Consider the following 12,810-nt stretch of genomic DNA (forward strand, 5'->3'; position numbering starts at 1 on the left):
AGGAGGAAACGAAATGAAAACGATAAAGTCCATGCTGGATCACCTGTACTGGGCGGACGGCCGGATCTTGGACGCGCTGGAGGCGAGTGACACGAAGAATAAAGAGCTGCTGAAGCTGGTACGGCACATCGCAGTCGCAGAGCGGGTATGGCTGTCCCGGTTACAGGGTCAAGGCAGCGCACAATATTCATTGTGGGAGGAAGCTGAAGACCTGACGGCAATCCGGAAGATATTTGAAGAGAATGCTGAGCAATACCGCATCTATATCGAAGGGCTGGAGGAATCCGGGCTGGACAAGATGATTGATTATGCCAACCAGAGCGGAGTTCCGTTCCGAACATCCGTCCGGGATATCCTGTTACAGGTCCTTTTACATGGGCAATATCACCGGGGACAGATTAACCGGGCGCTTCGGATGGATTCGGCAGAGCCTGCTCCAGTCGATTACATCACGTTTGCAAGGCTCTAATTTCCCCATAACACGTTGATGCTCATTACGCAGGAGGAACATATGGGGGGATTAACTTATGGAAGAACGAATATTGTTATTTTTAAACGAGACCTACCAAGTAGAGTTCTATAAGATTGAAGCAGTAACCAATGAAATGTACCGTTGTCACTCCCGAAAGGGTATCTTCTACGTCCGAATAACAAATTACAAGACCTATGAAGAACAATTAGAAGAGCTTAAGTGGACCCATTATTTATTCCACCAAGGTGTAGGTGTCGCAGAGATTGTACCCTCGAGCAAGGGTTCATTTCTTGAACCTTTAAGCCTGGACGAAGAACAGCTGTGCGTTGTATTTAAGGCTGCACCCGGAATCCATCTGCCGCGGACAGAGTGGAATGAAGCTGTATTTAGAGTGCTTGGACAACAAATCGGCAGGATGCACCGGGTCAGTAAAGGATATATGAATGCTGAAGCTACTGTAACTATTCGTCATTGGTATGAAAGTAAAGAATACGATTTCCTCAAATATATTCCTGTAGAAGAGAAGTCCATACGGGAGATTGCAGCCGGCGTGGTAGCCCAAATTAAAGAGCTGCCGCAGGATCAAACCAATTACGGCTTAATCCACGGTGACCTGTGGCTGGAAAATATCCTTGTAGACCGCGACTCTGCACTAACCATGATTGACTTTCAAGATTGTGAACAGCATTTCTATATATACGATTTAGTTGTGCCGATCTATTCTGCACTGGAGTACTCCTTCATGGGCGGCGGAAATCTGAGGGATTACGAGCGATCCATTACTAAGGCGCTGCTCGAAGGATATCAGGAGGAGTATAACCTCTCTTCTGAGATGCTTACGAAATTCCCGTTATTTCTGAAGCTTAAAGAATGTTTCGAATATAATCAGATGCATAGGTACTGGAACTTCAAAGAGCTAAGCGAGGCTGAGGTTCGAATCCTGAACTTATATAGAAACAAGATCGAAACCAGATGGGGCACAGGCGCTTTGGATGAACAGTGAATGCGAAACGAGGTAATAGTATGAAGATCAGAGCGTTAACTACAGGTGAACAGCCCCCAAGAGAATTGCTTTTGTCGGCGGACCCTTCCCCGAAGCTTGTTGATGAATATACCGAAAGAGGGCATTGCTTCGTCGCTGAGGCGGATAGCCGTGTAATCGGGGTGTATGAAGCGCTATTTGAGAATGGGATCCAAGTTGTCGATAGGATACGCCTGTCTCAAGATCTATAGCTTGTACAAAAAAGTGGCAGCCGAAGACGATTCTCCCGTCCTTAGCTGCCGCTTATACAGACTCATTTCTCTTGCGCTCCGCCTGTTCTACAAATCCGCCTTCGCCTCAGCAGTAAGGCAGAGCCTCGCCCAGTGCAACCAGCGCCATCGCCTGGCCATAGGCCATAGGGGCAATAACAATCGCTTTGTAATCCTCCTTAGCAGCACCGATTGGAGTACCGCTCGATACGCCAAGCACGGTGCCTTCGCCATCAATCTGATCCAGCACAGCCTGGATCGCTCTCAGCGCCGGTTCCGCATAAGCTCCCGGCAGCATTCCGGTGCGTACACCGTTCAGAATACCGGCGGCAATGGCGGCCGAGCCGGACGTCTCGGTATAACTGTCCGGATCATCCAGCAGCGTATGCCACAGTCCACCCTCGCTCTGGCAAGCCAGTAAGGCGTCTGCCTGGGCCTGCAGGATCTGCTGGAGATACGTGAAGATCCCCTCTGCCAGATACGGGCGCATCAGCTCCAGATATTCCGGCAGGCCGAGTGTGAACCAGCTATTGCCGCGGCACCAGAAGGCTTCGCTGAAATTATGCCGCTGCTCACAATGCCAGCCATGGAAGAACAGGCCGGTTTTTTTGTCATACAGATATTTAATGTGCAGCAGCAATTGATGCAGCGAGGCTTCCCGCCACTGCGGGTTATCATGCTTCACTCCCATTTTGGCCGTGAACAGAATCGCCATGAACAGCGTATCGATCCAAAGCTCATTCTCATGGAGTGAGACTTCATGCTTCTCCGCACCTGTGGTGACATGCTGATACCCTTGCTCCAGTGTCCGGGGCAGGCCATGCATCAGCCAATCCATCCATTCAAGACTCAGCTCCCCGGCCTCCTCCAGTTCCATCAGTGATAAGAGCGGAGCGGTTGTATTGATGTTCCGGCTGGGCAGGCCTTTCCCCAGTTGACGGGCCATCCACGGCTTGGTGTAAGCCTCATAACGGCCGTCCCCGAAATGCCGGTCAAGCTTTTGCAGACCATACAGCCCTACCCCCTGCGGCCAATCCCATTCCTCCATCCCGAAGTCACGGGCAAAATAACGATGCCGTCCCGCTCCTTCCACCTGCTTCTGCAATTCCGTTTCGTTGTCCGGCCGGCTCAGCCTCATCAGCTTATCTGTAACCAGGTCCAGCTTACGGAGCAGCTCCACTCTATTAATAGTGCTTCCATACACCTTCAGGTTCTGTCCTGCTTCCATGCCGCTATGCTCCCCTCTCATGCTTGCGCCCCGCGCAGCTTCATTCTGAATGTCCGGATCTCATAAGGCTTAATCTGGAAGGACAGCTCCGCTTCCTGCCAGGCTCCGAGCGGCTCCTCCATCAGATTGCATTCCTGCCAGGAGGCAATGGAATATGCGCTCTCCACAGTGATCTGCGTCCGGGAACCGGCATATTCATGCAGCCGCAGCACCACATCGTTGCCGTCTTCCGAGCGCTTGATGGCATCCACCATTACATGTGCGCCTCCGATATTAAGCAGCGGCGCTCCCGCCAGCTCTCCTGCAACGGTGCGCAGCGGATTATTCAGCTCCCACGCCTCCTGGACTACCCCGCCTTCCACAAAATCTCCAGTATGCGGATAAAGGGCATACGTAAAGGCATGATGCCCCTGATCCTGCTCAGGATCGGGATGAACCGCCGATTTCAGCAGCGTCAGCCGCAGTACGCTATCCTTGATGTCATAGCCATATTTGCAGTCATTGAGCAGCGCTATGCCATACCCCTTCTCGCTGATATCCGCCCACTGATGGCCTACCGTTTCGAATCGGGCAACATCCCAGCTCGTATTCCAGTGAGTCGGGCGCTTTACATTGCCGAACTGAATATCATAGGTAGCTTCCAGCGCATGAATATCCACCGGGAAGGCCACCTTCAGCAGTTGGTTATGTCCGTGCCAGTCCAGCTCTGTGCGGAAATCAATCCGGGCGGTATCCCGGTAGAAGAGGATGTCCTGGGTTACCGCTGTGCGGTGATAGGTCCAGCTCATGCGCAGCACAGCCCGCAGCGGACCGTTCTCGGTCAGCTCACAGCCGGTCAGCTGTGAGATCTCCGTCATCTTTTCCTGGTAAAAAATATCAATATCCCACGCCTCAAAGTCCAGCGGCTTATCTTCAAACACCTGAAGCACATTGCCCCGCTGCCCTGGAGCCAGCAGCTCACGGCCGCTCCGCCGGTCAAGCATCGAAGTGAACTGGCCCTGCTCATTCCACACCACCTCCAGGAGCGGTGTTGTCAGCGTGTTGCCGGATACGGCTGCAAGCGGCTGAACCTGTTCCTCCCGGGATGCCTCCTCTGCATGTCCGGGTACGACCTGCAGGACTGCCGTGCCTAGTGCAGGCACCGACGGAACATACACCAGCACTCCGCCGTCTGCCGTTTGCTGCTGCATCAGCCGGTTCCCGTCCGCGTCATGAACCTGTACGCTGTCTGCGGCCTCTGCGGGAATCAGTGCATACCGCGGACGGTTCCAGTTGGAGCTGTTCAGCAGGGTGACCCGGCTGCCAGTCTCTCCTTCAGCCGCGCCGTTAATCAGCGCCAGTGAACGTGTCTCTCCTTCCGCATATTCAAGGTCGCTGTCCTCGTAGACCTCCTGGATGGACGAGCCGGGGATGATGTCATGGAACTGATTGCGCAGCAGAATCTCCCAGATTCCCGCCAGTTCAGCCGCAGGATATACCGATTGCAGATTCCCCCGACTTACCCCGGTCAGCGTATACAGCCACTCCGCATCGCGCAGCAGCAGCTCCAGGCGGCGGTTGTACTTCTTGTTGCGGGCTTGCGAGGTATACGTTCCCCTGTGGCATTCGAAATACAACTCGCCATTCCAGGTATGCACGAATGCCTCTGCATTCCCGATCCGTTCATGCAGTCCGGTGAAATAGTCCCCGGCACTGCCCGTCTCAATCTTCGGAATGCCCGGAAGCTTGTTGAAGCGCCGGCGAAGCTCCAGCATCTCCCGTGTAGGTCCTCCGCCCCCATCGCCCCAGCCGTAGGCAAACATCAGGTGATCATTGATCTCCTTGTCCTGATAGGAATTCCAGATCCCGCGCAGCAGCGCCGCCGTCATCCGGCCGTTATACGTATATTCAGCCCCGTCCTTCTCTGAGGTGGTGATGAAATGCGTGAGCACCTCCGAGCCGTCCATCCCCCGCCACCAGAAGGTGTCATGCGGCATCCGGTTGAACTGGTTCCAGCTGATTTTGGTGGTCATGAAGGTATCAATGCCCGATTTGCGGAGAATCTGCGGCAGCGCCCAGCTATACCCGAATACATCCGGCAGCCAGAGGTATTTGCTCTCGACTCCGAATTGTTCACGGAGATAGTGTTTGCCCGTCATGATCTGGCGGACCAGCGACTCACCGGACGGGATGTTACAATCGGCCTCCAGCCACATTGCACCTTCCGCCTCCCAGCGTCCCTCCTTCACCTTCTCCGAGATCCGCCCGAACAGCTCAGGATAATCCTGCTCCAGGTAGGCGTATAGCTGCGGCTGTGTCTGCAGGAACTGGTACTCCGGGAATTCCTCCATCAGCCGCAGAACGGTGGAGAAGGAGCGGGCAGTCTTCTCACGGGTATGTTTGAGCCGCCATAGCCAAGCAACATCAATATGGGTATGGCCTACAGCCGTAAGCGTTACGTCAAAAGTCTGCGGCATAACCTCTATCGCCTGATTCAGACTGGAGCCTGCCTCGTACAGCGAGGTGATATGCTCCGGCGAGCCGGGCTCCGACCAGTCGATCAGGCGGAAGGCGTCGTTCAGCGCTTTTTTGAGCCACTGCTTCTCCGGCTGGTCTCTGCCCAGGTAACGGAAGGTATCCAGCGCGGCCTTCGACATATAGAACAGATCGTCAATTCTCTCGTCCAGGTAGCCGATGAAGGCTTCGCTGATCCGGTGATCCTGAATCTTGGGACGCCCGCCGCCTTCAAGCCCCGACCACAGCCGGAAGACCAGCTCTACCGTCTGCCCGCCCCATTCATCACCGAAGATCACCTCTCTATGGTTATTATCTACGCCCTGGTAAGGCGATCCGTTCACGAACAGCAGCGATTCAAAGCCGGAGTTATTGAAGTCCCCGGTCTTCCCGAAGTCAAATCTGCCGGCGATTCTGAAGCCTGCCTGACTCTGGGGCATTACGATCACTGTACGCAGCCAGACATAACGGTCCCGCCCGCGCCAATGCTCCTGAAGTCTGATTATGCCATCAAAGGAGACGGCCTCCGGGTATACGCCGTTAGCCCCTTCCTCATCCTCCGCGAACGCAAACTCTGTAAGCTCAAGAACCCTAAGGTATCTGTATTTGTCCACCTCGGCCTGGCGCTTGATCAGCTTTTCTTCTGTGAATAACATCTCATCACTCCTTGTATCCGCTTTCATATCATCACTATAGCAAACCCTCCGCCTCAAAAACTACCTTACTTTTGCTGTATTTCGCCCTGTACATTGCATATCTTGCTTTTTTGGGCCTATAATATACAGGTAATTGGTAAGTAGTACGCAGTTACATCTTTTGGGATAACGGCAACGGTGAGGAGAGAGGTTATGCTTGAAAGCGACCTGTTGTATGAGCAAGGATATAGCGTCCGTATCAATACTCCGGCTGATCCGCTGTTTTATTATTTTGACTACGATCAGCGGTCCCACGACATTAATATGGAGTTTCAGCATGATCATGCTTTTTATGAAATCCACATACTGCTCGATTCCAGCGCCACGCATATTATTGAGGGTAATGTTCATGCCCTGCAGCAATATGATATTGTTCTGCTCGCCCCGTACCGGCTGCATATGACCCAGTATCCCGCAGGGCCGCCGCATAAGCGGCTGATCATCAACTTCAACATGCCCGGGAATATCCCCGGACTTGAGGCCGCTTACCATACCATGCTGCAACCGTTCGCCGGGGAGGTTCCGATCTACCGGTTCACAGGCGTTCCGCGCAGTGCCGTGTTCGAGCCGCTGAATGCCATTTTCACCTTGTCTCACAACGACTCGCCGCTGAATCCAGTGCTGATACACAGCCTGTTCCAGCAATTTCTGTGCAGCTTATCCCAGCAGTGCGGCCAGAACGCTTATGTGCTGGAGGAGATCGGAAACGCGATGATGCAAAAAATCTATTCGATCACTGCCCGTATTCACAGCCATTACAGCAGCGAGCTGTCCCTGGATTCTATCTCCAAGGAATTCTATATCAGCCCTTATTACCTGTCCCATCAGTTCAAAACCGTTACCGGCTTCACTCTGACGGAATACATTCAGATGACCCGCGTCCGCAAAGCCCAGCAATTGCTGCTGCATACCCGTCAGAAGATCTCTGACATTGCCGGACAATGCGGATTCAACAGCTTCTCACAGTTCAACCGCATCTTCAATAAGCTCAGCGGCATGTCACCCTCCGCATTCCGTAAGCAGCAGAGTTTGTCCGGCGGGGCTTCGTCCACGCTGTCGTATTGATTCAGGCGGATCATGCAACAAGCAAGTGGATCAACTTAAGCACTTGGGTGGACGCTGCGCGAACGGACCGATGTTCCAATCGCTGTGGTCTCCAGATTTTTTTCATTCCCCTTAGCGGTGAAAATCCGGAGACCAAGGCGAACGCATTCGCTTTTCCACATTCGTTCCGTCCTCTCCGCTGTTTGAGCGGGATACGAAACCCCTTGTTGAAACACAAAAAAAATCGCCTTTTTGGTAAATGGAGGTACCACCCAACCATTTCAAAAAGAGCGATTTCTTTGTACATTCAATAGTCCATAGACCAATTTTCCTTACCAATTCTACTTGTGGGACCTTCTACACTGTAAACTGAATACGGCTGAGCAGAACCTCACCCTTAAATACAAGGTACACATCGGCCGTTCCGGCATCCACGCCTGCGATGGCGCACTGGCTATGCCACTGCTGAACCCCGCCTGCCGGAATCTCCAGCGTTGCTGCCAGCTTGCCGGACGAACCGCCGGTTCTGACCTCAATGCTGCCGCCATTCACGGAAGACACGAGCACTTCGACGCCAGCCGCGCCTTTGGCAAACTGTACATTATGGAAGGCAATCCAGGCCCCGTCCTTCATCGGACGTACCGAAGCTCCGCCTGCCTTGCATTCATCCAGGAACACCGCTTCATAATCATCGTAGTTCTCGGCTTTGACGGCTGTGTACAGGTTACGCGCCGGTACCGTGTCGCCGTGTACTCTAATCTTGGCCGACAGCTTAATATCGCCGGAGGAACGGCCCACAAGAATGTTGTATTCTCCGTCTTCTACACAGTATTGTTCACGGCTTACATCCCAGAAGGCGAGATCAGACACCGGCAGAGCAAAGGCTACGGTCTGCGATTGTCCTGCGGCCAGATGGATTTTGTCAAAACCCTTCAACTGCTTAAGCGGGCGTCTGATCCGGGTTGACAGGGACTGCACATACACCTGAACCACTTCAGCGCCGTCTACGCTTCCACTGTTCTCCAGCTCTACCGTCAGGCTGATCATGCCGTCCTCCTGCACTTCTTTTGCTGCCAACGACAGCTTGTTGTAAGCCACCTGCGCATAGCCCAGACCATGGCCGAACGGATACAGCGGCTCCCCGTCGAAGTACATGTAGGTTCTTTTGCCTTGGATGATGTCGTAGTCCATGAATTCCGGAAGCTGATCCACGGAGCGGTACCAGGTCATATTCAGTCTGCCGGACGGGCTATAATCACCGAACAGGACCTCTGCCACCGCGTTGCCGAGCTCTTGTCCGCTGTGGGAGGTGTACAGCACTGCCGGGATATGCTCATCGATCCAGGTGGAAGAGATCGGATAGCTGCCGACAATCACCACTACCGTATTCGGATTGGCGGCATAGACCGCCTTAACCAGGTTCTCCTGTTCTAGGGGCAGCACGATATCCGGCCGGTCGATCTCTTCCTTCCCGTTCAGCAGCGGGTGGTTGCCGACGAATACAACTGCGACCTCAGCAGCCCGGGCCGCTTCTACCGCAGCTTCTATGCCGTTCACTACAACTTTCTTATGGAATAGAGCTGCTGCGGCAGACGTCTCTTCTTCAGCAGCGCGGATGGTTCCGTCCTCGGCGCCAATAATCAGCGGCTTATTATTCCAGGTCCGCAGGGATACTGCACCCTCTGCTTCGGGCACCAGATTCAGCGATTCCTTCACATACCAGCCGTAGATTTCATCAGAAGAAGCTGTCAGTGTGCCGGCATCCGTCAGGGTGACATATTGTCCCCGGCTTGTGGCCTCCAGGGTATTCGCGGTCCAGCCCCAAGCCGTATGGCGGAACAATTCTCCGCGCTCCGGCTTGTCATGCAGCACAGCCAATCGTCCATCTTCGCCGGTAATGCCCACCGTCCGGCCGCTGGCCGCTGAGGTTAAGAGAATCCGGTCACTGCCGCTCTCGAAGGAGACCTGCTTGCCTGCCAGCTTCTTGGTCACTCCCTGCAGAGGTGTCACCGCATAAGGCAGTGTGCCGGAATACCAGTCTCTGAAGGCTTCGTCCCCAAGCGGGCCGATGACAGCTACCTTGGACAGCGCGGATGCACTCAGCGGGAGGGCTGCATGGTCATTCTTCAGCAGGACAATAGATTCCTTGGCCGCTTCAAGAGACAAGTCGCTATGCGCTTTACTGAGAATAACGGAATCATCAATTGCCGCATAAGGATTACCTTCCTCCGGATCAAATTCACCCAGACGGAAGCGGATGCGGAAGGTGTTCGCCAGCGCGCGGTCCAGATCTTCCTCGGTCAGCAGGCCTTCACGGAGCGCCTCATGGATGACTTTAATGGTCTCCTCCGTCTCTTCGGTTACACTGTCAATCCCGTTCTTGATCGACTCGGCCATCGACTGGGCGAATGAATCGTAATATTTATGATCCTTCACAATCCCGAACAGGTCCCCGGCATCGCTTACAATGAACCCATCCATTTCCCATTCGCCCTTCACAATCTCCATCACGGCCGGGTGCAGGATAACCGGCACGCCATTCACGGAGTTGTAGGCGGTCATCATGGATTGTGCTCCGCCTTCCTTGAAGGCCGGCTTGAACGCTTCCAGATAATATTCACGCATGTTCCGCGGATCAATGCTGGATGAAGCCACACCGCGGTCGATTTCATTGTTGTTGCCGAGGAAGTGCTTAAGGGTTGCTACCGCTTTCAAATACACCGGATGATCGCCCTGGATGCCTTTGACAAGTGCGGTGCTCAGCTGTCCCGTCAGCTCAGGATCTTCCCCGTAGGCCTCCTCTGTTCTGCCCCAACGCGGGTCCCGCTCCATGTCCACGGTCGGTGCCCATAGAGTCAGGCCGTTAACGGTTGGATTCTTCCGGTAGAACGCCCGGGCCTCATCGCCGATCGCTGAACCGATCCGCTGCAGCAGCTCCGGGTTCCAGGTGCAGGCCAGTCCGCTTGGCTGCGGGAATGAGGTTGCTTTGCCCAGCCACGAAATCCCGTGAGCCCCTTCCGTACCATGCTTGTAACCGCCTACACCAAGACGGTCAATAGCCGCCTGGTATTGCGGCATCAGACTTACCTTCTCCTCCAGCGTCAGCCGGGAGAGCAGATCCTGAACACGTTCATTCAGCTGTACTTCAATTTGTCTAAACGGATATGTAGCTGTTTCCATGAATATTCGCTCCTTCAATCTTAATGATAACGGTTTCATCACATCCAAAGCCAGGCGTTCACAGTCCTCCGCACAGCCCGGTTGTTCTATCCTTCCTCATCATAAAAGATTAGCGCTTACAGCAACACCTGAACAATTGACATAAAAATCAGTTCATAATTAGAGAATCGTCAGCTGAAATCAGGAGCTGCCGGGCTGCGGGGAATCTCCGTGCGGATAATGAAACTTCAGCGCATCAGCCGACAATCCGGTAAATTTAAGGTCTCCGCTCGTAATTACATAATCCCCTTCCGGCTTGTTCTCCAGCGGCCGCTTGCGGATCTCTTTGGGGGAGATGCCGTACCTGGCCTTGAATACTTTGTGGAAATAGGAATAGGTCGCGAAGCCGCAGGCATTCGCAATATTCTCCAGACTGAAGTCGGTATAGCGGATACGCTCCAGCGCGTTCGACAGCCGGATTTCCTGCGTGTATTGAATAATGGTATACCCTGACAGCTCTTTGAAAAGATGCACCGCACGCGACACGCTGAGCCCGGCATGATCCGCAACATCCTCTACCCGCAGCGGACTGAGCGCATGCTCATTAATATAGCGGTGCATTCTCATCACCATTTCATTGGACCGCTTCGGCGCATCCTCAACATTGGCGGCTTCCACCGACAAGCGGTCAAGCGACAGGCAGAGCGCGCAGAGCAGATGGCGGATCAGCTCCGGGCTGTCCTGGACGATCCGGTGCTGCTCTATGCTGAGCTGCTGCCAGAGGGATAGCATGCCGGCATCCAGATGGATCCGCTGATGCAGCAGACGGGGCTGCGATTCCCACCACTGCTGAATCCACGAGCCTTCACAGAGCAGATAATAATCGCCGCTCTCGATCCTCCCGTCCATTTCCTCCACCACCAGATGATAAGGCTCTCCGGGCTGGTAGATGAGCAAATCCCCGGGTTGAATTCTTGTCATTCTCCCGTTGACTAGCGCCTTGCAGCTGCCCACCACCTGCAGCCGGAAGAGGAAAAACGGCGGGGGAGTAAAGGAGGTTTTGAAGGGCAGCGTATGAAAAGAATACGCGCAGGCATGCAGTCTCACGTCCACAATCGTCACCATCCCAGCCAAATAGTATATTTTTATGATCAGATAAAACATTCAATATTCGCAAATAATTAACTATACTATAACCAAATCAAAGATAAGTCCGCAAGCTTATGCCGAAAGGAACTGCATTGCCTCCATGTTAAAAAGAACCTATGCCCTGCTTCTGATTCCAACCTATCCGATATTCTTGCTCTGCATGCTGCTGCAGGGAATGGCCATCTCGATCAGCGCCCCGTTCCTGGCTGTCTACTTCACGGAAGAGCTTGGCGTATCCGCCGGAACCTTTGGAATCTTCACTGCCGTGACGCTCATCAGCGGTGTCGCTCTAAGTATGCTGATTGCCAAACGCTCGGATACCGGCCTGAGCCGCCGCAAGCTTATGGTCATCTGCATGACGTTTAATGCCATCGCTTTTGCCGGATATATATTTATCCATGACTTCTACCCGCTGCTGATCTATATGACTGTGTTCACCGCAGCCGGCGCTCCGGCGATGCCGCAATTATTCGCTAGTAGCAGGGAAGCTGTGAACGCCAGCGCATCCGCTGACCATGCCTTTGCCAATTCTACCTTACGCTCTATGTTCTCACTCGGATTCATTAGCGGTCCGCTGGCAGGAGCCGTTCTGCTGGACCATTTCGGATATCAGGGTGTGTTCCTGTCTACCACCATAATTTTCTTACTGAATGCGCTGCTTGTGTTTAGTTTCGTACGTTCATCCGCAACCGCAGCCGTCAGACAGGCCCGCACAAGTGTACACAAGCCGGTACGGCTGCACCGGAATACCCGGGTGCTGGTACCTTTTCTCGTCCTGACTTTGCTCTATGCCGGACACTGGGCCAATAACCTGAACATTTCACTATTCATCATCAATACGCTTGGAGGCAATACGCAGAATGTCGCTTCGGTTGCGAGTATATGCGCATTGCTGGAAATTCCGTTCATGTTCATGCTTGGCTTGTTATCCGCCAAATATTCTAACAAGACGCTGATGGGCTGGGGAATCGTGCTCGGTGCAGTCTATTACCTGCTGGTGCTTGGGGCTGGAGAGCTGTGGCAGCTCATTGCCGGACAGGTGCTGCTGGCTTTCTTCGTAGCCGTAATCTCAGCGATTGGAATCAGCTATATCCAGGACCTGCTGCCGGACCTCCCGGGCTACGCATCAACGCTGTATACCAATGCTACAACGATCGGCAGACTGACCGGAAGCCTGGCAGGCGGAGCCGCCGCACAGTGGGTAGGCTACCGGCATTCTTACTGGCTGTGCCTGATCCTTATTGTAGGTTCACTGGGACTGCTGTTATGGCCGCAGCGTTCCCCGGAAGAGAAAATCACCCATCAAATGGCATCCTGAC

Annotated in this window: 8 protein-coding genes; 4 read left to right on the forward strand and 4 right to left on the reverse strand. The window is 53.7% G+C overall.

The window, feature by feature from the left end; translation table 11 throughout:
• Positions 1–13: 13 nt before the first annotated feature.
• The gene (locus MKZ24_RS29765; RefSeq protein WP_042233782.1) at positions 14–469 is read left to right on the forward strand and encodes a DinB family protein; all 456 of its coding nucleotides are present in this window, start codon (positions 14–16) and stop codon (positions 467–469) included.
• A gap of 58 nt (positions 470–527) precedes the next feature.
• Positions 528–1,475, forward strand: coding sequence for a phosphotransferase enzyme family protein (locus MKZ24_RS29770; RefSeq protein ID WP_042233780.1), 948 nt, complete (start codon positions 528–530; stop codon positions 1,473–1,475).
• 336 nt (positions 1,476–1,811) lie between these two features.
• On the opposite strand, the gene MKZ24_RS29775 is transcribed toward MKZ24_RS29770, so the two are convergent.
• Together MKZ24_RS29775 and MKZ24_RS29780 are read right to left on the reverse strand one after the other, a co-directional pair.
• Positions 1,812–2,951, reverse strand: coding sequence for a glycoside hydrolase family 88/105 protein (locus MKZ24_RS29775; RefSeq protein ID WP_042233777.1), 1,140 nt, complete (start codon positions 2,949–2,951; stop codon positions 1,812–1,814).
• A 17-nt stretch (positions 2,952–2,968) separates the two neighbouring features.
• Positions 2,969–6,100: an alpha-mannosidase gene (locus MKZ24_RS29780; RefSeq protein ID WP_340789418.1), complete on the reverse strand. Its 3,132-nt coding sequence runs from the start codon at positions 6,098–6,100 to the stop codon at positions 2,969–2,971.
• A 192-nt stretch (positions 6,101–6,292) separates the two neighbouring features.
• Here MKZ24_RS29780 and MKZ24_RS29785 point away from each other — a divergent pair, with 192 nt between their 5' ends.
• The gene (locus tag MKZ24_RS29785; RefSeq protein WP_340789420.1) at positions 6,293–7,204 is read left to right on the forward strand and encodes a helix-turn-helix transcriptional regulator; all 912 of its coding nucleotides are present in this window, start codon (positions 6,293–6,295) and stop codon (positions 7,202–7,204) included.
• 336 nt (positions 7,205–7,540) lie between these two features.
• Here the strand turns inward: MKZ24_RS29785 and MKZ24_RS29790 are convergent, their stop codons facing one another.
• Entirely contained in the window at positions 7,541–10,363 is a 2,823-nt protein-coding gene (locus MKZ24_RS29790; protein WP_340789422.1) for a glycoside hydrolase family 3 C-terminal domain-containing protein, read from the reverse strand.
• A gap of 180 nt (positions 10,364–10,543) precedes the next feature.
• Positions 10,544–11,455, reverse strand: a complete 912-nt coding sequence (locus MKZ24_RS29795) for a helix-turn-helix domain-containing protein (RefSeq protein WP_052416096.1) — start codon at positions 11,453–11,455, stop codon at positions 10,544–10,546.
• Between the two features lie 136 nt (positions 11,456–11,591).
• Here MKZ24_RS29795 and MKZ24_RS29800 point away from each other — a divergent pair, with 136 nt between their 5' ends.
• The gene (locus MKZ24_RS29800) at positions 11,592–12,809 is read left to right on the forward strand and encodes a sugar efflux transporter (RefSeq protein ID WP_340789425.1); all 1,218 of its coding nucleotides are present in this window, start codon (positions 11,592–11,594) and stop codon (positions 12,807–12,809) included.
• Position 12,810 lies beyond the last annotated feature (1 nt).

It is taken from the genome of Paenibacillus sp. FSL R7-0297 (assembly GCF_038009025.1).
GTDB lineage: Bacteria > Bacillota > Bacilli > Paenibacillales > Paenibacillaceae > Paenibacillus_AQ.

Bases quoted from the DNA above. Each gene is read 5' to 3' on its own strand.
- MKZ24_RS29765 (WP_042233782.1), top strand. From the start codon at position 14: ATGAAAACGATAAAGTCCATGCTGGATCACCTGTACTGGGCGGACGGC.
- MKZ24_RS29770 (WP_042233780.1), top strand. From the start codon at position 528: ATGGAAGAACGAATATTGTTATTTTTAAACGAGACCTACCAAGTAGAG.
- MKZ24_RS29775 (WP_042233777.1), bottom strand. From the start codon at position 2,951: ATGGAAGCAGGACAGAACCTGAAGGTGTATGGAAGCACTATTAATAGA.
- MKZ24_RS29780 (WP_340789418.1), bottom strand. From the start codon at position 6,100: ATGTTATTCACAGAAGAAAAGCTGATCAAGCGCCAGGCCGAGGTGGAC.
- MKZ24_RS29785 (WP_340789420.1), top strand. From the start codon at position 6,293: ATGCTTGAAAGCGACCTGTTGTATGAGCAAGGATATAGCGTCCGTATC.
- MKZ24_RS29790 (WP_340789422.1), bottom strand. From the start codon at position 10,363: ATGGAAACAGCTACATATCCGTTTAGACAAATTGAAGTACAGCTGAAT.
- MKZ24_RS29800 (WP_340789425.1), top strand. From the start codon at position 11,592: ATGTTAAAAAGAACCTATGCCCTGCTTCTGATTCCAACCTATCCGATA.